Source organism: Emergencia sp. 1XD21-10 (assembly GCF_009936045.1).
GTDB lineage: Bacteria > Bacillota > Clostridia > Peptostreptococcales > Anaerovoracaceae > Senimuribacter > Senimuribacter intestinalis.
Window position 1 is genome coordinate 1 of the sequence record NZ_QWEQ01000017.1, and the last position, 26,199, is coordinate 26,199.

Below are 26,199 nucleotides of genomic sequence, written 5' to 3' on the forward strand. Positions count from 1 at the left end.
CAATGTATTTTTGCAAAGAACACCTAGTGCGGATATCAATAATGTTGCTAATATATCTTACAGCGAAAATTATATTCAAAGTCCTGTATATTCAAAGTCCTGCACAGCAGAACTTGCAGATCACAGTGTACTAATTTGTACGCAGGGATATGGCACTTATGTTACTTCCTCAGCAGTGCATGTTACTATAATTAAAAATATAGATAATATGATTTTTTACTCTAATACTTTGGACATAAGTTTAGTCGGAAAAGGTTATAAACCAATGGACCGTTTAGAGAGTATAGGATGTGCAGAGGATAGTAATGGCAATATTATGATTGTAATGGAATTTAGACAAATTGGTTACGACTCTGGCGTTAGTAATTTAGTGTACCAACAGATTAATAACAATAAAATGAATCTTACTGCTGGCAGCTTTTCGTATAATTTGTCTTTTTACTCATTTTCGGACTTAACTCAGAATGATCAAGAGGCTGTACGAAGTATAAAATATACTAATGGGGTGTTTGTACACCCTTTTGCATACACGCCAAATCAAGTTTCGGGCAGTACTACTCAGTTCTATAGCGCGATACTTTTAGTATTTCGTCCAAATGCGTCTACAGGATTTACTGTAGAAAAAACTGCATTTTCAGAACATCAAACTAGCACTTCAGAATGCGTTTTTATTAATTCGCATGTAATAGGTCCTTTTTTGATAAGTGTATTTTGTATCCGTCGGTATTTAACGTGTTACGTGACAGATCTTACTAAAACTACCACAAATATTTATAAAAGTGTGTCCGATAACGTAGCAACAACGGTAAGTAATACATATGGTGCATTCAGCGCAGTGCTTGGAACTAATAATGTGTTTGTGGAGTCTCTTTATATAAATCAATTATATAGAGGGATTCAGGTGCTAATTGCAGATGACGGTACACCAACTATTACAAAGGTGATACCAACCAAAAAGTTTACAGAATTCACTTTTCGCGACGGATATTCGCATTGGGCAAGCAAAGTTATAGATGACTCGAAAGTGCTGGTAAGTATGTATTTTAACAAAAGCTCTTCAAATTGGTTTGCTGCGGCACTGTTTTCTTTGGAGGACAATGGTGAGATTGTCATAAAATCCACTAAAGTTGCGCCGGTGGTTAATCAAAACAATCTCAGCTCGTTTAGCGGATTGTTTAGTCAGAATTCTGGCTACTATATAGCACCTTTAAAATCAAATTTGTGCTATATGAATGTATGTATCGCCGAATCCGGAGACTTAATGGTAGACGTGATTAAGGATTGGACATCAGCCACAAGACCTTTACTGGCTTGTGCAGATGGCATAAAATTATTACTAATAGATATTAATGATATTAAAACGTTCGACTCCGAGAATGCGCAAGAGATTGATGCAGAAAAAACAAAAGACTACAGCGTTGAGAATCTTTATATCAGGTCTAAACTTTTGTGGGGAACGTATATAACTACACAATCCAATACAACTACTGTTGACATATTCGTAAAACCTATCAACTTAAACCTGAGTACAGGCGAATTTACGCATTATGTAAAGCCGTATAATGATTTGCTATATGGTGTGTCAAAAAAAGCGATGCTTCCAGGAGCGGTAGGCGTTGCTTATGTGCCTGAGGCTATACCAGAAGCTACTGCATATGGATTATCTTACAGTATGGTTGATAGGGTAGTCGATGAAATTAAACGGGAGGTAATAAAAAATGCTAACTAATAAACAAAAGGAACTGATAGGAGTGCTTAAAGGATCATTGCCAACCGCCCCAGATGAGGTAGCGTTGCAACACGCAGACTGGTATCCAGTGTGGCGCCCGGAGATTTGCGTCAAGGTTGGGGACAGGCTTACATATGATGGCGCTTTATACCGGTGTCTGCAGGAACACGACACGCAGGAAACCTGGACACCAGTAGATGCACCTAATCTTTGGGCAAAGGTGCTTATCCCAAATCCGGACATTATCCCGGCGTGGGAGCAGCCTGACAGCACTAATGCGTATGTAGCAGGTGACAAAGTAATCCATAACGGTAAAACGTGGGAATCCTTAGTTGACGGTAACGTATGGGAGCCGGGTGCCGTAGGAACAGAAAGTCTGTGGGCGGAAGTAACGGAGTAAAGGAGTACATATGACAGAAATTATGACAGCGGCGATTACCGCAGCAGGATTGATTGTTGTCCAGCTGATAGTGTCCAGTAAACAGCAAAGAGCGCAGGACATTAAGGTTGATGCGGCGCTAGCTGAAGTCAGAAAAGATATCCAGCGTCTTGAGGAAAAGCAGGACAAGCATAACAATCTTATCGAGCGCACCGCAGTTCTGGAGCGAGATGTGAAAACAGTATTTAAGCGCGTAGACGAAAACAAAGCGGAAATAGCATATTTAGAACATAAAGGAAAGTAGGAGGTATGAAAATGAGTAAGAAATGGCTTAAAGCAGCAGGAATCAGAGCAATTAAGACGATGGCACAGGCAGCCGTTGCCATGATTGGGACAAGCGTGGTACTAACAGATGTGAGCTGGCAGGTAACAGTATCAGCGGCTATTCTTGCTGGTGTACTGTCCATGCTTACCAGCGTGGCAGGACTGCCGGAAGTTGACGAAAAATAAAGAACCTTGTCCGCAGGAACAAGGCGTGGTATAATACATATAGTCAAGAGTAAGCCATAAAAGCGGTTGACCTTCGGAAAGGGGAACCAAATGTCTGACTACGAAATCCTCGTCATCGTATTGATGATTATTGGGATTGTCAGATGGGATAACCACCGAAAATAAATAACCGCCCAGGCTGCAATCCAATAGGCGGTTATTTGAAACATAATTCAAATTCTACTTAGAGGGTCGGCCGCTTGGCTTTCCTCTTGACTCCAATATACCACGAAAAAAGAGATTATGCAATAGTCAATTTACCCTGCACTCCGCAGGGCTTTTTATTTTGGAGGTGTATTATGGCAAAGAAACCAATTTTATTCTATTTATCTGCAGGGCACGGCGGCAGCGACCCCGGTGCCGTCAGCGGAAAGTTTGTGGAAGCAGATATGGCGAGAACCGTGATGGCAGCATGCAGAAAGGAATTGCTGGCGCACAAGGGGCGTACATACAAGGTTGCATACCCGGAAAAGGACGGTAGCGGCATGTCACTTGCGGCGCACGTTGCTGACATGGCGAGGTACAAAGCGAAAGGCTACAGAGTAGTGTCCGTTGACGGACATTTTAATGCCGGTGGCGGCGATGGTGACGAAGTCTGGGTATGGAAGGGCACCGTGACAAAGAGTCGCCTCGGCAAGGTGCTAGCTGATCTGATTATCGCGGAACTGAAAAAGGAAGGGCAGAACACCAGAGGCGTTAAGTATACCAATGACCTGTACTTCCTCAAGGGCGTTGGCGTGCCAGTACTGGTGGAATACGGCTTTTTGGACAACAAAACCGACCGGAAAGGTTTTGACACAAAAAAAGAGCTAGAGGCTTACGGCAAGGCGACGGCAAGAGCGCTGATTAAGTACTGGGAGAAGTATAAATAGAGCAATTTACGGTTCTTGTCTTTGCGACACAATTATGATATAATTATGCCATGAAAGGAGCTGATTCTATGCCAAGAATAATTCCAATAAGGGATCTGAAAGATACCGCAGCAATCTCTCAAATGTGCAATGAATCCATGGAACCGGTTTATATCACAAAAAACGGATATGGCGATATGGTTATCATGAGTATGAAAGCTTATGAAGAGAAACTATGGATGCAGGAAATTTATGCAAAATTAGCAGAAGCCGAAGCGGAAGTTAGCGAAGGAAAGCTTGTAGAGGCACGTACCGCATTAAACGATTTAAGAGGAAAGTATGGGTTATAAGGTAGTTGAAACAGAGCAGGCGGTGCAGGACTTAGATGGGATTTTGGGATATATTGCAAATTCCCTCGCAAATCCTTCAGCCGCTGCAGCATTTGCCGATGAGGTTGAAAAATGCTATACTAATCTTGAGGGCATGCCTTTGATGTATGAGCAGTGTCGTGATTCACGACTTCGTGTGCTAGGATATCGCAAAGCTGTAATCAAAAACTATATTCTGATTTACAGAGTAGGGGAAAAGGAGAAAACTGTTTATATTCTTCGGCTTTTCTATTGCAGACAAAACTATGGAGATTTAGTTTGACTACAAAATTTTAGCCAGGGCATTAACCCTGGCTCTTTTCATTTTTTGCAATTCGCTGATATTCACGGATAACCATCTCTTCAAGCCATGGAGCAGGAGCACGCTTCCCTGCTTCCCAGTCCTGCTGCGTGCGCGCGGGAATGCCCAAAATCTCATAGACTTGTTTCTGCGTTAATCCGGCAGCTTTACGAGCCTCTTTAATCTTACTTTCCATCTTTTTTCTCCTTGTAATACTTACATAGTTCAACAACACCGTAAATGATTGTGCAGACAATGACTGCAATGCCAATATATCCTACGATTCCCATAGCTGTTGACACACGAAAATTTTAAGGGTAAAATATAGTCAGACGGGGGCTTTCGCCCCGGTGCTCACAGCAGGTATTTATCTACCAGCAGGAGCACCAGTCCTGATACCAGACCTGCGATTATGTTGTCGGCTATACTATGTAATCGCGGGTCTTTTTTCTTATCATGTTTACCCATTCATGTGCTTTCCTCCTTTCCTTATCTTTAATTATATTATACACGCAATGCGTGGATTTGTCAATGGAAAAATGCAAATTTCTTGTATAAAATCTCCATTTTCTTTTGGTGGTAATTTCGTGCGCATATACCATCTTCCCCTTCGCCCCCTGCCTCGCACTGAATCAGGCGGGCGAAAAGCTCTCGTGTGTTATAAGCCATGGGTTCACCTCGGGGTTAAAAGTTTCAATAATAACATATGCACCAAGGATAAAATGTGGTATACTATAAGCAGAAATTTGTCGAAAGACTTTTTGAAGGGAGATAAAGATATGATTATTGGAAGCATATTTATGATTTTAATAATTCCGCTGATTTTAATCTTTGCATTAGGGGTTCCTATTCTTCTGGCAGTTTTAGTTTATCGCGATGCCAATAAGAGAGTGGATTGTTCACCGTGGCTGTGGGCACTTGTTGCAGCTCTGGTGCCGAGCTTTATCGGTGTGATTGTATATTTGATTATTCGCAGAGACTATCCGCTAAAGCCAGAGTACCGTATTTATGAAGCGGGCAGTGCAGGGCAGTATCGCTATGAACAGGGAAGCCAGGAATATCCGCAGGCACAGAAAGGTATGCCGACTTGGGCAAAAGCCCTGATTATCATCGGACTGGTTATCTTTGCGATTTGCATTATCGGTATGGTTGTAAGTGTAATTAATTATATTACAGGGTATAGTACCGGCTATCATTATCACAACGATTTTGGCTACGGTTTTTAATTTCATTTAAATATTTTAAGAAAAAATATTCAGGGCGGCTACTTTGCCGTCCTGAATATTAGTTTTTTGAGAGCGCTCCACTTGAAAGGAATCAGCGGATAGAGATAAGAATGACCGCTGAGAGTTTTTGTAATGGCAACTTGTAACATACCCAGTAGGAGGGCACCAATGAGACCGGCAACTCCAAAGAGCATGGCGCCGATGAGCATAAGCAGGCGAATAAATTTTACACCGTAAGACAGCTCGATACTTGGCTGGGTAAAGGATGCCAGGGATACCACTGCCATCATTAAAATTGTTTGTGGGATAAACCAGCCGGAATCCACGGAAAACTCTCCAAGAATCAGGGCACCGATGACAGAAAGTGACATGCCTAGAGACTCCGGCGTATTGAGAGAGGCAAGTCGCAGACCGTCGATGGCAAGTTCCAGCAGGATAAATTGCCAGAATACCGAAAGCGCATAAGGATCCTTTGGCGTGATAAAATCCATATCACCCGGCGGCGGAATATCTCCTTCAACGATGAGCAGATAAATAGGCGTCAGCAGCAAAATGACCAGCATGTTGAAAATTCGTAGAATGCGCAGATAATTTCCTGTAATCAAAGGAAAATAGTAGTCATCTACATCTTGCGTAAAGTCAAAAATTCCCACAGGAATCAGAACTACCGTCGGTGAATTGTCGATGACAAGAGCAATTTTTCCTTCTGTCAGATGGGCGGAAATAATATCAGGTCTTTGGGTGTAGCGCACCTTAGGAAATGGATTGAGTCGCCATCTGCGCTTGCCGCCAGTTAAATTTGTGATCAGTTGTTCGACGATAGTCTGATCTCCAATGGAAACACTGTCAACTACGATTTCTGAAAGCCCTTTTTCAACTCGCTGCACCAGGTCGGTATCGGCAGCCCCTTTCATATAGCAGACCGCTACGTCAGTACGAGATTTTTCACCTACTGTGTATTTCTCGAAGATCAGCCTATTGTCACGAATACGACGGCGGATGAGGCCCAGGTTATCCATGAAGTTTTCTGTAAAACCGTCCTTGGGACCGCGCAAGGTTTTCTCCTTTTCCGGCTCTTCAACACCTCTCTGCGGATATCTTCTTGTATCTGCGACGATAATTTTATCGAATCCGTCTAAAATAATGGGAGAAAGACCGGAATAGAGAAACTTCACTGCTGCGTCGATGTCGGTTTCAATCGAACTGTTGATAAACGGGAAAAGTTCTGCGACGAATTGTTCTGTATTCTCTACTTTCTGCATGCGGTCTTCTGGAACAGCCAGTAAAAAATTAAAGAGAAGCTGCAGTTTTTCACTGTCGGAGAGCCCATCGACAAAGTATAGTCTGCCGTGCCTTCCTCCGATTACAATCTGGCGCTCAACTAGATCAAAGGCTTCGCCAAGGGGCAGCTGTCCGGTAAAATGCTCCAGAAAATACTGATATTTATTTTCACTCATAAAACCTCCTAATAATTTAAAGTTCCAAGAGAACAAGCAATAAAATGAGCGTATAATTATTTTGTCAAAAACCTTGAAATTCATACGTCGGAAAGTATATAATAATATGGATTATGTGCTATTGTTAGAAAAACCAAAATGGAGGATTTTTGTAGTGGATTATTATAAATTAGCGGATCTTTTGTTTCCGCATATTAAGAAAACAACAGAAGAAATAGAAGCCCAGTATCCGAAGAGAAATTTGCCGGAAGGTGCAAAAGTAACGAGATTGGGTCCTAGCCCGACGGGCTTTATTCATCTTGGAAATCTTTACGGCGCCTTTGTGGACGAGCGCCTTGCTCACCAGAGCGGCGGCGTGTTTTACCTGCGAATTGAGGATACCGATGATAAGCGTTATGTGGAAGGGGCGGTAGAGACTATTATCAATTCCCTGCGTTTCTTTGACATCAACTTTGACGAAGGTGCAGGTCTTGACGGTGAGAGCGGCGATTATGGCTGCTATACGCAGAGCCAGCGTGGGGAGATTTACCAGTGCTTTGCGAAGAAACTGGTGGCAGAGGGAAAGGCATATCCGTGCTTCCTCACAGAAGAAGAAATCACAGAGATCAGGGCAGGGCAGGAAGCTTCTAAAGCCAATCCGGGAATTTACGGTATTTACGCAAAGAATAGAGAACTCTCCATAGAGGAAATCGAGGCGAATCTGGCTGCAGGAAAGTCCTATGTCATCAGACTGCGTTCCGGCGGAAACCCTGAAGCAACTGATGAGAATGTGAGAAAGATCAAAGTAGAGGATGCCATCAGAGGCACTCTTGAAATGCCGGAGAATTTCCAGGACGTAGTCATTTTAAAGGCGACTGGGATTCCGACCTATCATTTTGCACATGTTGTAGACGATCATCTGATGCGTACGACTCATGTGGTGCGCGGTGCAGAATGGCTGCCGTCGCTGCCGATTCATGTGGAACTCTTTGAAAAGCTGGGATGGGAGCCGCCTGTTTATTGCCATACGGCGCAGCTGATGAAATTAGATGAAGAGGGCAACAAGAGAAAGCTTTCCAAGAGAAAGGATCCTGAACTTTCGCTAGATTACTATAGAAATCAGGGTTACCATCCTGCAGCAGTCAGAGAATATCTGCTGACGATTCTCAACTCTAATTTTGAGGAATGGAGAATGGAACATCCGGAAGCGGATATCGATGAGTTTGCATTTACGACAGAAAAGATGAGCAATTCCGGCGCACTCTTTGACTTGAACAAACTAAATGACATCAGTAAAGACGTGCTTCTTCGCATTCCTGCATGTGAACTGTATGAGTTTCTAAAAGACTGGGCGCAGGAGTTCAAACCGGAAATTCTGCATATCTTTGAAGATAGGGAGTATCTGGAAAGAATCCTGGATCTGGGAAGAAATGACAACAAGCCGAGAAAAGATCTGATCTATGCACAGCAAATTGTAGAATTTATCAGTTACTTTTTTGACGATATGTTCAAAATCGAAGATGAAATGCCAACAGAGGTGCCGGCAGAGGATATTACGGCAATTCTGGCGGGATATCTGGAAAACTATAATCACGCGGATGATCAGAGTCAGTGGTTTGACAAGATTAGAACCATGGCAGCGGAAATGGGCTATGCTGCAAAACCGAAAGACTTTAAAAAACATCCGGAAGAGTATAAAGGGCACGTAGGGCATGTCAGTACGGTTATCCGAATCGCACTGATGGGAAGAGCGCAGTCTCCGGATGTCTGGGAAATTCAGCAGATCCTAGGAGAAGAGAGAACCAGAGCAAGAATTGCAAATTACAAATAAGCGATGCTTTGTGCAAGCTATGAGATGACGGCTTCGATGAAATAAAAACTTAATACGAATAGAATCAAAACTCCGTAATTCAGGGAAGAATTGCGGAGTTTTTCTATGGTTTTTGTAATTCCTGTGAAAATTTTTTTCGTCTATTGACAAATCCTTCCGGCAGTGCTATTCTAGTTAAAGAATTTTAATTAAAATATTTTAAATAAATTATTTTAATTAAAAAATTTGAATTAGAAAACGAGAAGGAGTACATAAAAATGAAATTTGAAGAAGTGAAAGAAATTATGGTTGATACGTTAGGATGTGACGAGGATAAGATTGCCCCGGAAGCAAGTCTGGCAGATGACTTGAATATCGATTCTCTGGATGCAGTGGAACTGGTGATGGCGATTGAAGAGAAGTACGGCATCAAGATTCCTGATGAGGAACTGGGCAATATGAAGCTGGTTAGTGACATCGTAGCAGCCATTGAAAAGTATCAGGCATAACCATGGAAGAAAGGGAAATTTACAATCTGATTGAGCGATTTGAAACTTCATCTCTGACAGTGCTGGAAGTAGAGGCTGACGGTTTTCATCTACGTATGGAAAAAAGCGGGCAGCCTCAGCAGCTGCAGCAGATTGACAAAGATCTGCGTGTGCCAGCGATGCAATCTTTGCAGCCAGCACAGAAGGAACCTCAGTCCTCAAACTTCATAGAAGTTAAATCGCCGATTGTCGGTATCTACTATGCTGCGCCAGAACCTGGGAAGCCTCCCTTTGTGACAGTAGGACAGCAGGTGAAACAGGGTCAGGTTCTCTGCGTGGTAGAAGCCATGAAAATGATGAACGAACTGAAGTCGCCAGTGGATGGCATCATCCGCAGCGCAGGGGGCGTCAATGGGGAATTGGTTGAATTTGATCAGGTTTTGTTTGAGGTTGAGCCATGCTAAAGAGAGTTTTGATTGCGAATCGGGGGGAAATTGCTGTAAGGATTATCAGAGAGTGTCTGGATTCTTCCATAGAGGCGGTATCTGTTTATTCTACAGCTGACAGTCAGGCTTTGCATCGAATCATTGCAACTAGAGCAGTGTGTATTGGAGGCCCTAGAGCTAGCGAAAGCTATCTGCACATAGCGAATTTGATTGAGGCGGCAAAAGCTACAGGCTGTGATGCTGTCCATCCCGGTTTTGGCTTTCTGTCAGAGAGCAGTGACTTTGCAAGAAGCTGTGAGGCAGCAGGTCTGAAATTTATCGGACCTTCCTCGCAGGTGATTGATGCGATGGGAAATAAAGCAGCCGCAAGACGTATGATGATAGAGGCGGGTGTTCCAGTGGTTCCGGGTTCAGATGGCGCCGTAACAAGTGAAGAAGAAGCTGTGGCAGAAGCAGAACGCATCGGCTATCCGGTTCTTCTCAAGGCTTCAGCAGGGGGAGGCGGTCGCGGCATGCGCAAAGCCTTCAATACGGAAGAAGTTCGTAAGGGATTTCAAACAGCTTCACAAGAAGCAGAAAGCTGCTTTGGAAACGGTGAAATGTACGTGGAAAAGCTCATAGAAAATCCAAGACATATTGAATTTCAGATCTTGGCAGACAGCCGTGGAAACGTAGTGCATCTGGGGGAACGAGATTGCTCCATTCAGCGGAGGAATCAGAAACTGTTAGAGGAAGCGCCTGCTTGGGGACTTTCGGAACAGCTTCGCTGCCAGATGGGTGAGGCAGCCGTTAAAGCAGCAAAAATCTGCGGCTATGAAAATGCAGGCACCGTGGAATTTATCGTAGATAAAGATGAGCATTTTTACTTTATCGAAATGAATACGAGAATCCAGGTAGAACATCCGGTGACGGAAATGGTGACCGGCGTCAATATAGTGAAAGAACAGCTGCGCATTGCCAGCGGTCTTCCGCTGAGCTTTGAGCAGAAGGATATTACCATGAGCGGTCATGCCATCGAGTGCAGAATTACTGCGGAGAAAGTTTTTGAAAATTTCGCGCCATGTCCAGGAAAGATAGACTTTATTCATTTTCCAGCAGGTGCAGGAATCAGAGTGGACAGCGCTTTATATAACGGCTGTGAGATCAGTCCGTACTATGATTCCATGGTGGCAAAGATTATCGCAAAGGGCGAAAGCCGTCTGGAAGCGGTGCGCCGCATGCGAAGGGCTTTGGAGGAAACTGTTATCAACGGAGTACAGACTACTTTGCCGGTACAGCACCTGCTGATGTATCAGCAGGATTTTCTGCGGGGCGGATATGATACCAGTTATATTGAGGCACATCTTAAGGAACTTCTCTCAATTTATGAGGCGGCAGGAGGCAGAAATGAATCCATTTAAACAGAAACGAGATTTACTGGCGGCGCTGCGTGAGATGAAAGATGGCGACAAAGTCATCTCATGCCCTGAATGCCAGGCGAAACATACAAAGGATGTACTGCTAGAAAATCTGTACGTTTGTCCTTGCTGCGGATATCACTTTCGTATTTCGGCCAAGTACAGACTGCGGACGGTACTGGATCCAAAATCTTTTCGGGAAATTTGTGGCAGTATGAAAGGAAAAAATCCACTGGACTTTCCGGGATATGAAGAAAAGCTTTTGAATCAGCAGCAAAAGACAGGAATGAAAGAAGCAGTTCTGACAGGCACTGGGAAGATTAGTGGTTATAAGGTAGTCGTGTGCGCCATGGACAGTCGCTTTATGATGGCAAGTATGGGAACTGCTGTAGGTGAGAAAATCACCAGGGCATGTGAATATGCTGCAAAGAATAGACTGCCGCTGATTATTTTTGCAGCCTCAGGAGGCGCCAGAATGCAGGAAGGAATTTTATCTCTTTTTCAGATGGCAAAGACTGCGGCGGCAGTGGCAAGACACGGCGAAGAAGGGAATTTGTTTATTTCTGTGCTGACCCATCCGACTACAGGCGGTGTGACCGCAAGTTTTGCAAGTCTTGGCGATGTTATTTTAGCTGAACCCGGTGCGCTGATTGGATTTGCGGGACCAAGAGTTATTGAGCAGACCATCGGGCAGGAATTGCCGGAGGGTTTTCAGTCGGCGGAGTATCTTTTGGAACATGGATTTGTGGATCAAGTCGTGCCAAGAACAGATTTGCGGCAGACTCTGGCATTTTTGCTGCAGGTTCATGACAGGAGGGGAAAACGATGAACATAAAAAAGATATCTGCAGCGGAGCGGGTGAAACTGGCAAGAGCGCAGGATAGACCTACATGTCGGGATTATATCGAAGCGATTTTCGATGATTTTTTCCCTTTGGCGGGGGATAGAAACCATGGAGAAGACGTCAGCATCTTAGGCGGTCTTGCATTGTTTCGCGGTCGCCCTGTCACGGTGATCGGTCATCAGAAAGGCAGAGATTTACAGGAGAACATGGTGTACCGGTTTGGCATGCCGAATCCGGAAGGATATAGAAAAGCCATTCGTCTGATGAAACAGGCGGAAAAATTCAGAAGACCTGTGATCACCTTCATAGATACGCCGGGGGCTTATCCAGGTATCGAAGCAGAAGCAGGCGGTCAGGGAGAGGCGATTGCGCAGTCTATCGCAGTGATGTCTCGCCTTAAAGTCCCGACGGTTGCCATTTTTATCGGTGAAGGAGGAAGCGGCGGTGCCCTTGCCCTCAGTGTTTCAGACAGGATCGTAATGCTGGAAAACAGCATTTTCTCTATTCTGTCACCGGAAGGCTTTGCAAGCATTTTATGGAAAGATGCTAAACGCTGGGAAGAAGCAGCGGAAGTGATGAAACTGACTGCAGAAGATTTGCAAAGTCTGGGCATTTGTGACTGTGTGATTCCTGAAAAGGGGGATGTTTTCCTGCGCGTGGCAAGAGAGATTGAATCTTCTCTTGCAGCTCTTGAAAAAATCGGCGGAGAAAATCTGATAAAAGAACGATATAAGTGGATTAGAAGGATAGGGAAACCTACGAAGAAGGCGGAGGATCTATTATGGCAGGAATTAAAATAATCGGACTGGGGCGTGCAGCTGGCGATCTTACGGTTACTAACGAAACCTTAGCAGAGACAGTAGACACCAGCGATGACTGGATCAGGGAAAAGTCCGGCATACGCAGTCGGTATTTTGCCGTAAAAAAGACCAATACAGACATGGCTTTTGAGGCTGCACAGATGGCGCTCCATCATGCGGGGATTCCGAAAGAAAAAATCGCCATATGTATTGTCTGCACCTTTACACCCGACGATCATACGCCGGCGACAGCCTGCGATGTCTGCGGAAGACTGGGACTTTCTCAAGAAGTTTTCGCCTTGGATATAAATGGGGCTTGTGCTGGTTTTATCTATGGATGCCATCTGGCAAACGGGCTGCTTGCAAATCAGAAAGACAGGTATGCCTTAATTATCGGCAGTGAAAAGATTTCTTCCTTTATGGATATGGAGGATAGGGCAACTTGTGTTCTGTTTGGTGACGGAGCAGGTGCTGCTGTGATGAAATGGCATGAAGACGCAGGCTTTGCATTTTATGGTGGCTGTGAACCTAATAGGCAGGTGCTTCACTGCCTTCGGGGCAGCTTTATTGAAATGGGCGGTCAGGAGGTATATCGTTTTGCGGTAAGCAAAGTACCGGTGTGTATCAGCGAAGTGCTGAAGAAAATCGATTTAAGTAAGGATGATATTGATTACTTCGTCTGTCATCAGGCAAATGAACGTATCATTGATGCGGCGGCAAGGCGTATCGGCGGCGAGAAGAAAAAATTCTTTAAGAATTTGTACCACTATGGAAACACCTCGGCTGCCAGCATTCCTATTGCGCTGTGTGAAATGGCAGAGCAGGGGCTTTTAAAAAATGACACCGCTCTTCTTTGTACTGGCTTTGGCGCGGGGCTTTCCTACGGCAGCATGTATATCACAAGTGAGGTAAAATAATCTATGAAAATTAATGAACTTTTAAATATAGAATTTCCAATCTTCCAGGGCGGCATGGCTAATATTGCAAGCGGCGGATTTGCAGCTGCGGTCTCCAATGCCGGCGCGCTTGGGATTATCGGTGCCGGCGGCATGACGGCTGAAAATCTTAGAGAGCAGATTAGAATTTGCAAAAAAATGACCGATAGACCTTTTGGCGTCAACATCATGCTGATGAATCCGGAGGCGGATAAAATGGCGAAAATTGTCACTGAAGAATGTATTTCTGTGGTGACGACGGGAGCGGGGAACCCTGGAAAATATGTGGAAGAATGGAAAACTTCCGGAATTAAAGTTTTTCCTGTTGTATCATCGGTTGCGCTGGCAAAGAGGTTGGCATCTATCGGTGTTTCCGGCGTCATTGCAGAGGGATGCGAGAGCGGTGGTCACATTGGAGAACTGACCACTATGGCGCTGGTGCCGCAGGTTTGTGACAATGTGGATGTGCCGGTCATTGCAGCAGGCGGCATTGCAGGCGGCAGGCAGATGGCAGCAGCATTTACTTTGGGAGCCTGTGGCGTGCAGGTCGGCACATGTCTTCTGGCAAGCTGCGAGTGTCCCATTCATCAGAACTATAAAGAAGCCATTGTCAAGGCTGGCGATAATGCAACTATCGTTACTGGACGCAGTGCAGGTGCGCCGGTGCGCTGTCTGAAAAATCCTATGACTAGAGAGTATCTGAAGATGGAACAGAGCGGTGCAGACAAGATGGAACTGGAGAAATTTACACTGGGATCCCTGCGTAAAGCAGTGCTGGAGGGCGATGTAAAAAACGGTTCATTGATGGCAGGTCAGGTCAGCGGTATGGTAAAAGAGATTCGTCCGCTGCGTCAAATTTTTGAAGAAATGGTAAAAGAATATGAAAACATTAGATAGATTGGCAGTACCGATTATTCAAGGCGGTATGGGCGTTGGTATCTCCATGGGAGGACTTGCTGGAGCGGTTGCAGCCTGCGGCGGCATGGGCGTCATTTCCACCGTGAATATTGGCTTTCGTGAAGCTGATTTCTGGAAAAATCCGGAAAAAGCTAACAGAAGGGCTCTGCAGGCGGAGATAGCAAAAGCTCGGCAGATTGCAAAAGGAAAAGGTATCATCGCAGTTAATGCTATGGTAGCAACTACTGGATTTGCAGACCTAGTAAAGACTGCATGTAAAAGCGGAATTGATGCGGTAATCAGCGGAGCGGGGCTTCCTTTGTCCCTTCCCGAACTGACAAAGGGATTTGATGTGATGATTGCGCCTATCGTTTCCGGCGGTCGTGTAGCAAAAACGATTCTGTCTATGTGGCAAAAGCGGCATAATCGCAAAGCAGATTTTATTGTGGTAGAGGGAAGCCGAGCAGGAGGCCATCTGGGATTTACCAGAGAGGAAGCAGCTGGCAGTGCAAAACCGCTGCCACAGCTGATTTGTGAAGTGGTCCGGGAGGCTGGAGACATTCCGGTCTTTGCAGCTGGCAGCGTCTTTGACCGTACTGATATGCAGGAAGTGAAGTCGCAGGGTGCATCAGGAGTGCAGATCGCTACTCGTTTTATCGCAACCGAAGAATGCGATGCCAGCAGAGGCTTTAAAGATGTAATTGTACGTGCAAATGCAGAAGATGTGATGATTCTGCAAAGTCCGGTAGGCATGCCGGGGAGAGGTCTTAAAACGCCGCTGATGAAGCGAGTTGCAGCAGGAGAGCGGTTTGCGCCAAAGCAGTGCATCAGATGTATTCACAGTTGTGATCCGGCAAAAACACCTTATTGCATCAATCAGGCTTTGATAAAGGGTTACTATGGAAATTATGAAGAAGGGCTGTTTTTCTGTGGCGACAACGTAGGCAGAATCAATGAGATGACTACGGTAAAAGCGCTGATGGAAGAGTTGGCAGCGGAATGGAGTCAGATATGAAGTTAGGAATTTTATTTGCAGGTCAGGGAAGTCAATCTGTAGGCATGGGCAAAGATTTTTACGAAAAGTCGGAGAAATTTCACGAGATTTTCGATATTCTGCCAAAAGAGCAAAGGGAAATTGCTTTTGAAGGACCTTTGGCGCAGCTTTCAGATACGAGAAATACCCAGCCTGTCATGGTTGCTTTTGCTGCGGGCGTGCTGGCAGAACTACTGCCTGCGCTGGAGGAGATCGGCATAAAACCGGTTATGGCGGCAGGGCTTTCGCTAGGCGAATACTCGGCACTGCACAGCGCAGGCGTCTTTGACGCGAAGACGGCTGTTGCCCTTGTGACAAAGCGGGCGAATGCCATGGCGAAGGCGGCAGAAGGTGTGGACTGTGCTATGAAAGCGGTGTTGGGTCTTGACAGAGAGCCTCTTGAACAGTGCTGCGAGAAGGCCTCGGTCAAAGGCAGCGTGCAGATTGCCAATTACAACTGCCCTGGACAGATTGTCATTGCAGGAGAGAAAGCGGCTGTTGAAGCGGTTGCGGAGCTGGCAGCAGCAGAGGGTGCCAAAAGATGTGTGGCGCTTCCTGTCAGCGGACCTTTTCATACTGCATTTATGGAACCGGCAGGGCTTGTACTCAAAGAAATTTTTGCAGAAACAGCCTTTGGAGAAATGCAGTTTCCTGTACTTTTTAATGCAGTTGGACGGGAGAAAAGACCCAGTGAGACCATCGGCGAGCTGCTGGTGAAACAGGTTTCTCACAGCGTATATTTTGAAGATTCTATTAAAGCCATGGTAAAAGCTGGCGTTGACACGATTCTGGAAATCGGACCTGGCAAAGCACTGTCCGGCTTTGTAAAGAAGACGGATCGGGGAATCAGGACCATGAATATTGAAACTTTTGAGGATCTGCAGAAAGTGATTACAGAATTGAAGGGAGGCGCAGCATAATCATGAAAGATAGAACAGCCATTGTAACCGGCGGGAGCCGTGGCATTGGAAGAGCCATTTGCGTAGAATTTGCAAAGAGGGGGGCAAACCTGCTTATCAATTATGCCGGAAACAGCAGCGCAGCCGAGGAAACTGCCGAAATCTGCAGAAATTTAGGTGTGCAGGCAGATCTTGTTCAGGGGGATGTTGCAGAATGGGCAGCTTGTGAGAGAATTGCAGAAACTGCTATGAAGACCTTTGGAAGTGTGGATATTTTAGTGAATAACGCTGGGATTACCAGAGACAATCTGCTCATGCGCATGAGCGAGGAAGATTTTGACGCAGTGATCAGAACCAATCTTAGAGGCAGCTTTCTGATGATGAAAGCGGTGAGCCGCCAGATGATGAAACAGCGTTATGGGCGCATTGTGAATCTGTCCAGTGTAGTAGGAGTTTCGGGCAATGCCGGTCAGGTCAACTATGCGGCAAGTAAAGGCGGCGTTGTCTCTATGACAAAATCTTTTGCCAAGGAAGTGGCGAGCAGGAATATTACCGTGAATGCTATCGCGCCGGGATTTATTGAAACAGATATGACGAAGGCCATGACGGAGGCAGCGATTGCATCGGCAGCCGCTGCAATTCCGGCAGGGCGTATGGGAAAACCGGAAGATGTGGCGCAGGCAGCAGCCTTTTTCGCATCAGAACAGGCTGCTTATGTGACCGGACAAGTGCTGGCAGTAGATGGCGGCATGTATTAATAAAGGAGAGACCATGAAGAGAAGAGTTGTAATCACTGGAATGGGAGCCGTATCTCCCATCGGAAATACAGTAGAGGAAATGTGGGCAAATGCTAGAAAAGGCACATGTGGCATAGACTTTATCAAAGGCTTTGATACCGAAAATCACAAGGTAAAGGTAGCAGGGGAATTAAAGGGGTTTGATATTACTGATCACATGGATAAGATGGCAGCAAGACGCACTGCAAGGTTTACGCAGTTGGCGCTGGTTGCTGCAAGGGCAGCCATGAAGCAGGCAGGATTGGATATGAAACTGGAAAATCCATCTCGCTGTGGGGTCAATATCTCCAGCGGTATCGGGGGTCTTCCTACTATTGAAGAGGAGCACTACAAAGGGATGAGGCGAGGCTTCGACAAGGTATCGCCTCTCTTTGTGCCTATGGCAATCACTAATATGGCGGCAGGAATGGTCGCCATCGAACATGGATTTACAGGAAGCTGTACTTGCGTTGTAACAGCTTGTGCGTCTGCAACTAATGCGATTGGAGAGGCATTCAGGCAGATTCGAGACGGATATGCTGAAGTTTTCCTGACTGGAGGCAGTGAAAGTTGTATTAGCGAACTGGGAATCGGCGGCTTTACTTCGATGAAAGCGCTGTCTGAATCCTGTGATCCGAAGCGCGCTTCCATTCCTTTTGATAAAGAAAGAGATGGTTTTGTTATGGGAGAGGGTGCTGGCGTTCTTCTTTTGGAAGAGTATGAGCATGCAGTAGCAAGGGGCGCAGAAATTCTCTGCGAGATTGCAGGTTATGGCGTAAGCTGTGACGCCCATCATATGACAGCACCTTTGGAAGACGGCAGCGGCGCTGCAGCTTGCATGAAAGCAGCTATGGCAGATGGAGGTATTACGCCGGAGCAGGTAGTATATATTAATGCCCATGGCACATCAACACCGATGAACGACAAATGTGAGACTTTTGCGGTAAAATCTGCCTTTGGTGATGCAGCGTACAAGGTAAAGATGTCCTCTACGAAATCCATGACAGGTCACCTGCTGGGTGCATCTGGTGCAGTGGAAGCGATTTTGACAGTATCGGCACTTCGAGATCAATTTGCACCGCCGACTGTCGGCTATCAGGTGCCTGATGAAGCATGTGATCTGGACATCGTGGCAAATATTGGAAATGATATGGCGGGTGACTATGCTATGTCCAACTCTTTGGGTTTTGGCGGACACAATGGATCAATTCTGTTTCGGAGGATAAAATAATGGAACTGGACATCAGACAAATTCAGGAAATACTACCACACAGATATCCATTTTTGCTCATCGATCGGGTTACCGACATGGAGCAGGGAAAATGGGCTGAAGCAGTGAAATGTGTGACTGCAAACGAGCCGTTTTTTCAGGGACATTTTCCGGGAAGACCGATCATACCGGGGGTTTTGATTATGGAAGCACTGGCACAGACCGGCGCAGTGGCAATTTTGTCAGAAGCGGAAAATCGGGGAAAACTGGTAGTATTTGGAGGTATTAAGAATTGCCGGTTCAAAAGACAGGTGGTTCCGGGAGATGTGCTTACACTTTACTGTGAGTTGACAGAACGGCGAGGACCCATCGGTTATGGTAAGGCCGTTGCAAAAGTAGATGGAGAAATCGCAGCGCAGGGCGAGCTGTCCTTTGTGATTACGCAGTAAAGCAAGGAGATAAACATTGCATTTATGCAAAGAATTTGTTAAAATATCAGCATAGCCATAAGAAGGAATGAATGCGAGATGCTTGAGAAAAATTTTTCTGATATCTATACAAAATTTAAGATGAGCCTCTATTCCAAGGTGTTCAATCAGGACATTAAGGTGGAGGATGCGCTTTCTGCCATGGAGGTGCTGTGTGTGGAACTGATTTACGCCATGGGAAGACCGACCATCAACGAGTTTGCGTCTTTTGCCCAGCTGTCGCCACCCAATGCCGCTTACAAAGTAGGCAGCCTGGTGAAAAAGGGCTATGTCAACAAAGTGAGAAGTGAGCAGGATAAGCGGGAGTACTATCTGGAAGTCACCGACAAGTATATGCAGACCTACGGTGTGACATATGATTATATCGGTACGGTGATGAAACGCATTCGGCAGCGTTTTTCGCCGGAGCAGGTTGCGGAACTGGAGGATATTCTGGGAATCATTGATGATGAACTGATGCCGGAAGTGAAGATACAGGAATAATATTGAGATATTTTAGAGTGGGCGGTCTTAAATCCGCCCATTTTTCTTTCCAAAATCCACTGAAGGGGCGGACTGCACGAAAGAGAGAACAGAAATGGTGGCTATGATTGTTAAATTGTCAGAACCTTGCAGGCAGTACAGCCAGAAACCAGAAGGCTATTTCTTCTGGCGTTTGTACAAGACCTTGGCGAAGCCACCACTGCACCATACCGATAAAACTGCAGGAAAGATGATGAATCAGCAAACCTTGCGGCATTTGCCGCAGGGTTTCTTTCTTTGTTTCAAGCTCCGGGAGCAGTGTTTCCTCGAAAAAACGGTACAGATATTCTCTGAAATAGCGGAGAAACAACTCGCCGCTTTCGCAGGAGAGGATACCCATGATATTGCGCTTGTCGTCACGCAGATGGTATAGGAGATGGGTGACAAGTTCTGCGGCGCTGCCTGAAGATGCGGAAAAGTCATGGGTTTTCTCAGATGCCAGGTGGTCAGAAAATACGTGAGAAAATAAATCTGTGCAAAGCTCTTTTAGGAGATGGTCTTTGGTCTCAAAGTGCGCGTAAAAGGTGCTGCGACCTACATTGGCTTTGTCAATAATTTCCTGTACTGTGATCTGATGAAATTGTTTTTCTGTTAGAAGTTGTGCCAGAGCATCGAAAATAGCGGCTCTGGTTTTTTGTTGTCTTCTGTCCATGGCTAGGATTTCCTCTCTAAAACTTGTGATACCGTACAATTTCAGGCAACTGTTCGATACGGTACAACTTGGCAGGTTTGATGCTTGCGTTTGGCTTAGGCAAGAATATAATGAAATTATAAAACAAATTGTTCTGTAACTTACAAAAAATATGTTAACAGAAGGAGGCAGGCTTGTCAATGAAACGCAGTATTTTTTATCTGGCACTTCCTATTATCCTTGAAAATATCCTACAGACGCTTCTCGGTACGGTAGATGCTTTTTTTGCGGGAAAGCTGGCGGATGCTGCCATTGCGGGTATCAGTGTGACAAACTTGATTATGAATATTTTTATTTCTTTTTTTACGGCGGTCAGTATCGGCAGCACAGCGGTGATTGCGCGGCGCTACGGGGAAAAGGAATTTGAGAAAGTGGCTTCTGCCATCGTGCATGCTCTTTGTACAGGGCTGGTTTTGGGCATTAGTACAGGCGGTGTTTGTCTTGTTTTTGGTAAAGAGATTCTAACACTTACCGGCGCAGAGGGGGTAGTGCTGGATTGCGCAATGCCGTATTTTCTCATTGTGGCTGTGCCAGGCGTGCTTCTTTGTCTACAGCAGATTTTATCCAGTTGTCTGCGTGCGATGCAGGATACGAAAACGCCCATGTATGTAACTGGCGCATCTAATCTTATCAATATTTTGTTAGATGTTCTATTTATCAAGGCAGGTCTGGGAATCTTTGGACTGGGACTTGCGACTACGATAGCAAGGGGCGCAGGGATGATTATACTGTTTCTGTGCCTGTGGAAAAAGAAACAGTACAGGCTTTGGCAGTATCCTTTGAAGCTGTGTTGCGGGGAATTTGGTGTTTTACTGAAAATCGGTGTTCCGGCGGGGCTGGAGAAGCTTATCATGCGCGTAGGACAGCTGGTTTACAATGGTATGATTCTGTCTATTGGAACGGCTTCTTATGTGGCGCACAATATAGCGGGCACGATTGAAAGTTACGCGTATATTCCTGCGATGGGATTTGGTCTTGCTATCTGCACGATCACAGGTGTTTCTTTGGGGGAAAAGAATATCGACAGGGCAAAGGAACAGGTCAGGGTAACGTACTGGATGTCCGCATGCACTATGGTGGTTATAGCTGCAATGTTCTACTTGTTTGCGCCGCAGCTGGCTTTGCATTTTACGAAAACACAGGCAGTACAAGAGATGGTGACAGATGTGCTTAGAATTATCGCATGGTTTCAGCCTTTTGCGGCTTTAGTTCAGGTGCTGACCGGGGCATTGCAGGGGGCAGGAGATACAAAATTCCCTATGTATGCTACCTTTTTTGGCATCTGGATACTGCGCATCGGTCTTGGCTATGTGCTGGCAGTGTCTTTTGGCATGGGTCTTTCCGGCGTATGGCTTGCATATGCGGCGGATTTGGTGGTGCGTGGACTGCTGCTGTTTATAAGATTTCGCTGCGGCAAATGGCAGGAGATTCGCATATAAATTGGAGTATTTACTTAACGGATTTCGTCTTCAATGCCGTCTTTATACAAGCCAAAGAAAAATACTTCAGCCATTTTTTTAAAAATTTCTCTTTCGGCGGATTCATCTAAGCCTTTATTCTGGCGATACTGATACGCGATATATTCCAGTGAGGAATACAAATAGGTGATTATGTCATCGTCAAAGGATTCTCTCAGATAGCCTTTTGCCTGGTCACTTTGTATGTAGGAATACAGCAAATTCAGATACTTATCATGCTTTCTGCTCTTAAATACTAAATCGTGAAAGAGAGAAGGGGTAGTATCTATAATATCAAGAAGTAGCAGTCCGATAGGGGTGAAACTGTCTTTCATAGGAAATCAGTATAAAATATTCTTAAATGATGTGCTTTCAGAGAAACTGTGCAATGTTATTATGAGGGAGGGCAGAGCCATATATGAAAAAGTATGAGAATTTTTGCAAGGCATTAGAGAATTTGCAGGACGTTTTTCTTTATGAGCCGCCTTACAATAGTTTGGTGGTGGTTGGCTCGATAAAGCTTTACGAGATTTGCTTTGAATTAGCATGGAAAGCAATGAAAGAGATTCTTACCAATCAGGGCTTTGAAGATTGCCGCAGCGGATCGCCTAAGCAGGTTGTCAAGGTTGCATATAAGGCAGGATTAGTCACTGATGAGGAAGTTTGGCTCAGTGCACTGTCAGCCAAGAATAATGTATCCCATGCGTACAATGAAGCGGTAGCTTTGGATATTATTGATAAAACAAAAAATGTTTACTGTAGTATGTTCCGAGATTTAAAAGAACAAATGCAAAAATGGATTTAAAAATGCAGACTCCGAGGGAAAGATGAATTTCTGCCCAATCGGAGTTTTTTCTACGAAAATGTTCGTTTTGAAATTGAAAATGGACGTATTGTCGATGTACAGGCTAATGATACGGCGCGCATTAACGAGTATTTGGACAGTGATGAAGGCGCACGATATTTCGGCGAGTTTGCTATCGGCGTAAATCCGTTTATTCTGGAGCCGATGAAGGACATTCTCTTTGACGAAAAAATCTGCGGCAGTATTCACTTAACGCCGGGAATGGCATATGAGGATGTAGATAACGGAAATCGTTCTTCCGTGCATTGGGATTTGGTGCTGATTCAAAGACCGGAGTACGGCGGCGGAGAAATCTGGTTTGATGATAGACTGGTTCGAAAGGACGGATTGTTTGTGGTAGAGGAACTGCTGGCGCTGAATCCGGGTGAACTGATAGGGCACAGCCACCCTTTTTCATGTTAAATTTGTAAGATGGATTGAAGTTGTGCAGATCACGCTAAATCAGCTTGATTCGCACAACTTTTAGGCTTTCTGGGCTGACGAAGTTGTGCAGGTAACCGCAAATCAGAATTACTTTGCACAACTTTCGAGTGTTGATTCGATATGAAGTTGTGCGGTTGACCCTGAATAAGATTGGTTTGCAAAACTTTAAGCGTCTCTTCAGAGGTAAAGTTTTGCAGCAGTTACGGAATTGATTTAATTTGCACAACTTTAAGATATGGATGGGAGACAAAGTTGTGCAAAAGATCTTCAAATTGATGAATCTGTATAACTTTAATAATTTCAGGGATAGCCTGCGAAGACGAAACGATTACTGGAAAATACTTTCTCCAGCTACTTTTTCATGAATCAAAATGGAGCTGCGTACTAATAATGATTTTCTGTTCATGCAGGCAGCTCCGTTTAAGTAGTTTCTTATTGCCAAGAACAAACAGGCTTCCGGGGATCCACCCGAAGCAAGGCTTCGAGGAAGGGTGGGGTTCTTATTTTTTAAGTGCAAGTCCATCTTTAAACGCTTCGCCGACTCTCTCGGTTACTTTGTAATAACCGTGGGTATAAGGGTCGAAAGCGATAGCGTTTACCAAAGACATATCGATCTTACCGTCCACGAGGACTTTTTCATCGGCGGTGACATTTACGACTTTGCCAATTACGCCGCAGCCATATTCGTTGTTCTGATATTCGATGAACTCACATTCCAGACAGAGTGGAAATTCGTTGATAACAGGCGCATCTACTGTCTCAGCTTTGCTTGCAGTAAGTCCGCTGTTTTTAAACTTATCAGCAGTATCGTTGCCGGATACAACGCCGAAATAGTCAGCTTCTACAACATGTTCTGCATCGGCGATGCTGACAGTAAAAGCGCCTCTGGCTTTGATATCTTTTACTGTCTTATGACCTTCTGACAGGACAAGCGCTACATTTCCGCACTCCTGCATAGTACCCCAGGCAGCATTCATGACATTGACACTGCCATCTTCATTGTAAGCTGCTACCATTAAAACCGGCATTGGGAAAATGCCTTCTGTTATATTCAGTTTTTTTCTCATCATCGTCACCTCATTTTTTGAATTGACAGGATTTGTGCCTGTATATATAATTATATTGATTAATTTAAAAAATACAAGTACTGTCTTTTTTGAAATGTACTAGCGTAAAGGAAAGCATAAAATGATAAAAAATTATATTGAAAAAGCAAATTTTGAAGATACAGGATTTAGTTATACTCTGTCGCTGATTTCCGGCAAGCACAAGATGGTCATTCTTTATTGCCTGATGGAATTTGAGATTGTGAGATTTAATGAGCTGAAGCGATATCTGAAACATATTTCGGACAAAACCCTCAGCACCAATCTGAAAGAACTGGAACGTGATCGACTGATTGTCAGAACAGAGTATCCACAAATTCCGCCGAAAGTTGAGTACCGATTAAGTGAAAGAGGAGAATCCCTGATGAGGGTTTTAGATCAGTTGTGTGTTTGGGGAGAAGCGAATAGATAAAGAAAAACGCTTCGGGTAAAGATCTGCCCAAAGCGTTTTTATATGGCTTAAATCAGCTCTTCCGCGCTGATTTGAAAGACCTCATTTGACTTTTCAATTTGTTCTGCCTGCTCTTTGTTTACCAACGTGACGAAGCCGTAGATTCTGAGACCGTTTTCTTCAACATAGTCGGCAGCTGCAGACAGTTCTTCTGGATATATCTCTAACATTTTACAGAACGCTTCTCTAGATGCAAGGTAACGAAGTTGACTGGTAAAGTGAGACCGCACGGTGCTTTCTTTATCTATATCTATGCCTTTGTCCGTGTCGAAGAACAGGTTCGGATAGGCGTCTCTGTCCCAACCCATAGCTGCACCGTATAGGAAATCGTAATAAAAACCTAGATTTTGTGGAGGGCCAGATGCACGTGTGCACGGCGCACACCATAGAAGCCCCGGAATTTCCTCCTTCTTTGTCCACGCAATGAAGTCTTCGTAAGGCATTTGCCGATTCAGCGTGACAAAGACGACGTATTTGTCTGCTGGGTTCATGGAGACGGTAAGATAATCGACAGGGTCTGTCAGTTCTGAAAGTGGTTGATCTGTCACATAGGAATCTCTGGTTTCAGAAAGAATTTCGCTCCAGCCGAAGATATTCATATGTGGCCTGCGTAGAACATTATTGTTATAGAGGGTTAGTCGCCCTTTTTCAATTTTTCCAGAGATGTCAGAGAAACGTCCGTTGTAGGAGATACTTTGTGGGATATTGATGTCGTAGTTACCGTATCCCCGGTCGGTCACGTTGACTACATCGCGGTAATAGCCAGGCAGCATCAGACTGGTGTAAATTGCCATATCCAATTCTATCTGCTTGGTAGTTCTGTATTCCTCCTCACCGATGATTTTTCCTGGATTGTAATAAAACAGGGATACAATCTGTGGCAGCGCAAACTGGATGAAGAGTATCATAATCAGCGCCATCACCAGTATGATTACGCCCAGCTTTCGGAAGGCTTTTCTAATAGAACGATTGATGGTCTTTGCAAAATCCTCAGAGTCTGACAATGCTCTTTCTTGCGAAAAATCCTCTGGCAGGCTGATGTCAAACACTTCTTCGACTTCTAAAAGGTAGTCAGTGATGGCCTCCTGACGTTCAATATCGGTGCGAACTTTTTCCGCCTCTTGTTCTGCTAATTCGCCTTTTTTATATAATTCGAGTAGTTCACGATATCTCATTTTTCTTCCTCCATATGGGTTTTCAGTTCTTTTCTGGCTCGTACAGCTGCCATGCGCACAGCTGACGGAGTCATTGCCAGTACAGTGCCTATTTCCTTGTGGGATAGCTGGCCGAAGTACTGCATGATTAAAATTTCCCTCGATCTTGCGGAAAGCCGCTGCAGGTTTTTATAGAGCAGCTTGTACTGTTCCTGCTGCAAAATGATTTCCAGCGGCTCTGCGCTTTTTTTCGCTACAGGGTCAGTTGTCATGTTCTCATACCTTCCTGCTTTTTTTATTGCATTATAGGTCAGGTTTCTTGCTACCAGGTAAAGCCAGGCACGCATATTGGTATGACCGTCTGGCAGAGCCAGAATGGCTTTTAAAAAAGTTTCCTGCAGCAGATCTTCCGCCGCATGCTTGTCTTTACAGATGGAATAAATATACAGGTATAGCTCTCTCTCGTATTTGCGGTAAAGCTGCTCCAGCACCTTGCTGTCCATGACATTTGCGCACCTCCTTTCGGCAGTATTTTGTTCTATTTACATATATAACAATTGTGCAGTGGAAATGCAACAAGAAATTGTCTCGTTTATTATTTGCCAAAATAAATTCTGCGTATCACTGGAATTTCAAATGGCAAAGACTTACATAGAATTTACTCTGAC

33 protein-coding genes are annotated in these 26,199 nt (G+C 44.8%); 26 read left to right on the forward strand and 7 right to left on the reverse strand.

Annotated features, from left to right (window positions below; genetic code table 11):
• From D1151_RS11270 to D1151_RS11300, 7 genes are all read left to right on the forward strand, one after another.
• On the forward strand, positions 1-1,729 hold a 1,729-nt coding region (locus D1151_RS11270; protein ID WP_161908959.1), incomplete at its 5' end, for a hypothetical protein.
• Positions 1,719-2,129, forward strand: coding sequence for a carbohydrate-binding protein (locus tag D1151_RS11275; protein ID WP_161908960.1), 411 nt, complete (start codon positions 1,719-1,721; stop codon positions 2,127-2,129). The genes D1151_RS11270 and D1151_RS11275, both read left to right, overlap by 11 nt.
• A gap of 10 nt (positions 2,130-2,139) precedes the next feature.
• Positions 2,140-2,412: a hypothetical protein gene (locus tag D1151_RS11280; protein ID WP_160202472.1), complete on the forward strand. Its 273-nt coding sequence runs from the start codon at positions 2,140-2,142 to the stop codon at positions 2,410-2,412.
• Between the two features lie 11 nt (positions 2,413-2,423).
• Complete coding sequence (locus D1151_RS11285) at positions 2,424-2,618, forward strand: holin (RefSeq protein ID WP_330588330.1); 195 nt, start codon at positions 2,424-2,426, stop codon at positions 2,616-2,618.
• A 338-nt stretch (positions 2,619-2,956) separates the two neighbouring features.
• On the forward strand, positions 2,957-3,529 hold the full coding sequence (locus D1151_RS11290) for an N-acetylmuramoyl-L-alanine amidase (protein WP_161908962.1): 573 nt from the start codon (positions 2,957-2,959) through the stop codon (positions 3,527-3,529).
• A gap of 68 nt (positions 3,530-3,597) precedes the next feature.
• Positions 3,598-3,858, forward strand: a complete 261-nt coding sequence (locus D1151_RS11295; protein WP_160202475.1) for a type II toxin-antitoxin system Phd/YefM family antitoxin — start codon at positions 3,598-3,600, stop codon at positions 3,856-3,858.
• A complete protein-coding gene (locus tag D1151_RS11300; RefSeq protein WP_160202476.1) occupies positions 3,848-4,159 on the forward strand; it encodes a type II toxin-antitoxin system RelE/ParE family toxin in 312 nt (103 codons plus the stop codon). The genes D1151_RS11295 and D1151_RS11300 overlap by 11 nt, the downstream gene beginning before the upstream one ends.
• Positions 4,160-4,181: 22 nt before the next feature.
• Here D1151_RS11300 and D1151_RS11305 read toward each other — a convergent pair whose 3' ends face one another.
• A complete protein-coding gene (locus D1151_RS11305; RefSeq protein WP_161908963.1) occupies positions 4,182-4,373 on the reverse strand; it encodes a helix-turn-helix domain-containing protein in 192 nt (63 codons plus the stop codon).
• A gap of 604 nt (positions 4,374-4,977) precedes the next feature.
• On the opposite strand from D1151_RS11305, the gene D1151_RS11315 reads away from it, so the two are divergent.
• Positions 4,978-5,403, forward strand: a complete 426-nt coding sequence (locus tag D1151_RS11315; RefSeq protein ID WP_160202478.1) for a PLDc N-terminal domain-containing protein — start codon at positions 4,978-4,980, stop codon at positions 5,401-5,403.
• A gap of 38 nt (positions 5,404-5,441) precedes the next feature.
• On the opposite strand, the gene D1151_RS11320 is transcribed toward D1151_RS11315, so the two are convergent.
• On the reverse strand, positions 5,442-6,860 hold the full coding sequence (locus D1151_RS11320; protein ID WP_160202479.1) for a spore germination protein: 1,419 nt from the start codon (positions 6,858-6,860) through the stop codon (positions 5,442-5,444).
• Positions 6,861-7,014: 154 nt separating this feature from the next.
• Between D1151_RS11320 and gltX the strand changes: the two genes are divergently transcribed.
• The 14 genes from gltX (at position 7,015) to D1151_RS11390 (ending at position 19,345) form a co-directional block, all read left to right on the forward strand.
• Positions 7,015-8,670 carry a glutamate--tRNA ligase gene (gene gltX / locus D1151_RS11325; RefSeq protein ID WP_161908964.1) on the forward strand — a complete coding sequence of 552 codons (1,656 nt, stop codon included), beginning with the start codon at positions 7,015-7,017 and terminating at the stop codon, positions 8,668-8,670.
• 257 nt (positions 8,671-8,927) lie between these two features.
• Positions 8,928-9,158: an acyl carrier protein gene (gene acpP, locus D1151_RS11330; protein WP_160202481.1), complete on the forward strand. Its 231-nt coding sequence runs from the start codon at positions 8,928-8,930 to the stop codon at positions 9,156-9,158.
• 2 nt (positions 9,159-9,160) lie between these two features.
• The gene (locus D1151_RS11335; RefSeq protein WP_160202482.1) at positions 9,161-9,601 is read left to right on the forward strand and encodes a biotin/lipoyl-containing protein; all 441 of its coding nucleotides are present in this window, start codon (positions 9,161-9,163) and stop codon (positions 9,599-9,601) included.
• Positions 9,595-10,983 (forward strand): acetyl-CoA carboxylase biotin carboxylase subunit, encoded by a 1,389-nt coding sequence (gene accC / locus D1151_RS11340; protein WP_161908965.1) that lies wholly within the window; start codon positions 9,595-9,597, stop codon positions 10,981-10,983. Before D1151_RS11335 ends, accC begins: the two co-directional genes overlap by 7 nt.
• Complete coding sequence (gene accD / locus D1151_RS11345) at positions 10,970-11,809, forward strand: acetyl-CoA carboxylase, carboxyltransferase subunit beta (protein ID WP_160202484.1); 840 nt, start codon at positions 10,970-10,972, stop codon at positions 11,807-11,809. Before accC ends, accD begins: the two co-directional genes overlap by 14 nt.
• Complete coding sequence (accA, locus tag D1151_RS11350; protein WP_161908966.1) at positions 11,806-12,624, forward strand: acetyl-CoA carboxylase carboxyl transferase subunit alpha; 819 nt, start codon at positions 11,806-11,808, stop codon at positions 12,622-12,624. The genes accD and accA overlap by 4 nt, the downstream gene beginning before the upstream one ends.
• Positions 12,606-13,541 (forward strand): beta-ketoacyl-ACP synthase 3, encoded by a 936-nt coding sequence (locus tag D1151_RS11355; protein ID WP_161908967.1) that lies wholly within the window; start codon positions 12,606-12,608, stop codon positions 13,539-13,541. Before accA ends, D1151_RS11355 begins: the two co-directional genes overlap by 19 nt.
• Positions 13,542-13,544: 3 nt before the next feature.
• Positions 13,545-14,456 carry a nitronate monooxygenase gene (locus tag D1151_RS11360; RefSeq protein ID WP_161908968.1) on the forward strand — a complete coding sequence of 304 codons (912 nt, stop codon included), beginning with the start codon at positions 13,545-13,547 and terminating at the stop codon, positions 14,454-14,456.
• The gene (locus tag D1151_RS11365; RefSeq protein ID WP_161908969.1) at positions 14,440-15,471 is read left to right on the forward strand and encodes a nitronate monooxygenase family protein; all 1,032 of its coding nucleotides are present in this window, start codon (positions 14,440-14,442) and stop codon (positions 15,469-15,471) included. Before D1151_RS11360 ends, D1151_RS11365 begins: the two co-directional genes overlap by 17 nt.
• Complete coding sequence (gene fabD / locus D1151_RS11370) at positions 15,468-16,409, forward strand: ACP S-malonyltransferase (RefSeq protein WP_161908970.1); 942 nt, start codon at positions 15,468-15,470, stop codon at positions 16,407-16,409. Before D1151_RS11365 ends, fabD begins: the two co-directional genes overlap by 4 nt.
• Before the next feature lie 2 nt (positions 16,410-16,411).
• On the forward strand, positions 16,412-17,146 hold the full coding sequence (gene fabG / locus D1151_RS11375; protein ID WP_161908971.1) for a 3-oxoacyl-[acyl-carrier-protein] reductase: 735 nt from the start codon (positions 16,412-16,414) through the stop codon (positions 17,144-17,146).
• A 13-nt stretch (positions 17,147-17,159) separates the two neighbouring features.
• Positions 17,160-18,395, forward strand: coding sequence for a beta-ketoacyl-ACP synthase II (fabF, locus tag D1151_RS11380; protein WP_161908972.1), 1,236 nt, complete (start codon positions 17,160-17,162; stop codon positions 18,393-18,395).
• Positions 18,395-18,823: a 3-hydroxyacyl-ACP dehydratase FabZ gene (fabZ, locus tag D1151_RS11385; RefSeq protein ID WP_161908973.1), complete on the forward strand. Its 429-nt coding sequence runs from the start codon at positions 18,395-18,397 to the stop codon at positions 18,821-18,823. Before fabF ends, fabZ begins: the two co-directional genes overlap by 1 nt.
• A 78-nt stretch (positions 18,824-18,901) precedes the next feature.
• Positions 18,902-19,345 (forward strand): MarR family winged helix-turn-helix transcriptional regulator, encoded by a 444-nt coding sequence (locus D1151_RS11390; protein WP_160202493.1) that lies wholly within the window; start codon positions 18,902-18,904, stop codon positions 19,343-19,345.
• Positions 19,346-19,463: 118 nt separating this feature from the next.
• Here the strand turns inward: D1151_RS11390 and D1151_RS11395 are convergent, their stop codons facing one another.
• The gene (locus D1151_RS11395; RefSeq protein ID WP_160202494.1) at positions 19,464-20,036 is read right to left on the reverse strand and encodes a TetR/AcrR family transcriptional regulator; all 573 of its coding nucleotides are present in this window, start codon (positions 20,034-20,036) and stop codon (positions 19,464-19,466) included.
• Between the two features lie 179 nt (positions 20,037-20,215).
• On the opposite strand from D1151_RS11395, the gene D1151_RS11400 reads away from it, so the two are divergent.
• The gene (locus D1151_RS11400; protein ID WP_161908974.1) at positions 20,216-21,514 is read left to right on the forward strand and encodes an MATE family efflux transporter; all 1,299 of its coding nucleotides are present in this window, start codon (positions 20,216-20,218) and stop codon (positions 21,512-21,514) included.
• Between the two features lie 14 nt (positions 21,515-21,528).
• Here D1151_RS11400 and D1151_RS11405 read toward each other — a convergent pair whose 3' ends face one another.
• Entirely contained in the window at positions 21,529-21,867 is a 339-nt protein-coding gene (locus tag D1151_RS11405; RefSeq protein ID WP_161908975.1) for a hypothetical protein, read from the reverse strand.
• Between the two features lie 83 nt (positions 21,868-21,950).
• On the opposite strand from D1151_RS11405, the gene D1151_RS11410 reads away from it, so the two are divergent.
• Both D1151_RS11410 and D1151_RS11415 read left to right on the forward strand, forming a co-directional pair.
• Positions 21,951-22,337 (forward strand): HI0074 family nucleotidyltransferase substrate-binding subunit, encoded by a 387-nt coding sequence (locus D1151_RS11410; RefSeq protein ID WP_161908976.1) that lies wholly within the window; start codon positions 21,951-21,953, stop codon positions 22,335-22,337.
• Positions 22,338-22,367: 30 nt separating this feature from the next.
• Positions 22,368-22,799, forward strand: a complete 432-nt coding sequence (locus D1151_RS11415; RefSeq protein ID WP_161908979.1) for an aminopeptidase — start codon at positions 22,368-22,370, stop codon at positions 22,797-22,799.
• A 521-nt stretch (positions 22,800-23,320) separates the two neighbouring features.
• On the opposite strand, the gene D1151_RS11420 is transcribed toward D1151_RS11415, so the two are convergent.
• Complete coding sequence (locus D1151_RS11420) at positions 23,321-23,890, reverse strand: flavin reductase (protein WP_330588331.1); 570 nt, start codon at positions 23,888-23,890, stop codon at positions 23,321-23,323.
• A 118-nt stretch (positions 23,891-24,008) separates the two neighbouring features.
• Here D1151_RS11420 and D1151_RS11425 point away from each other — a divergent pair, with 118 nt between their 5' ends.
• Complete coding sequence (locus D1151_RS11425) at positions 24,009-24,338, forward strand: helix-turn-helix domain-containing protein (protein WP_160202919.1); 330 nt, start codon at positions 24,009-24,011, stop codon at positions 24,336-24,338.
• A gap of 47 nt (positions 24,339-24,385) precedes the next feature.
• Here the strand turns inward: D1151_RS11425 and D1151_RS11430 are convergent, their stop codons facing one another.
• Together D1151_RS11430 and D1151_RS11435 are read right to left on the reverse strand one after the other, a co-directional pair.
• Positions 24,386-25,552: an anti sigma factor C-terminal domain-containing protein gene (locus tag D1151_RS11430; protein ID WP_161908977.1), complete on the reverse strand. Its 1,167-nt coding sequence runs from the start codon at positions 25,550-25,552 to the stop codon at positions 24,386-24,388.
• On the reverse strand, positions 25,549-26,034 hold the full coding sequence (locus D1151_RS11435) for an RNA polymerase sigma factor (RefSeq protein ID WP_161908978.1): 486 nt from the start codon (positions 26,032-26,034) through the stop codon (positions 25,549-25,551). Before D1151_RS11435 ends, D1151_RS11430 begins: the two co-directional genes overlap by 4 nt.
• Positions 26,035-26,199 lie beyond the last annotated feature (165 nt).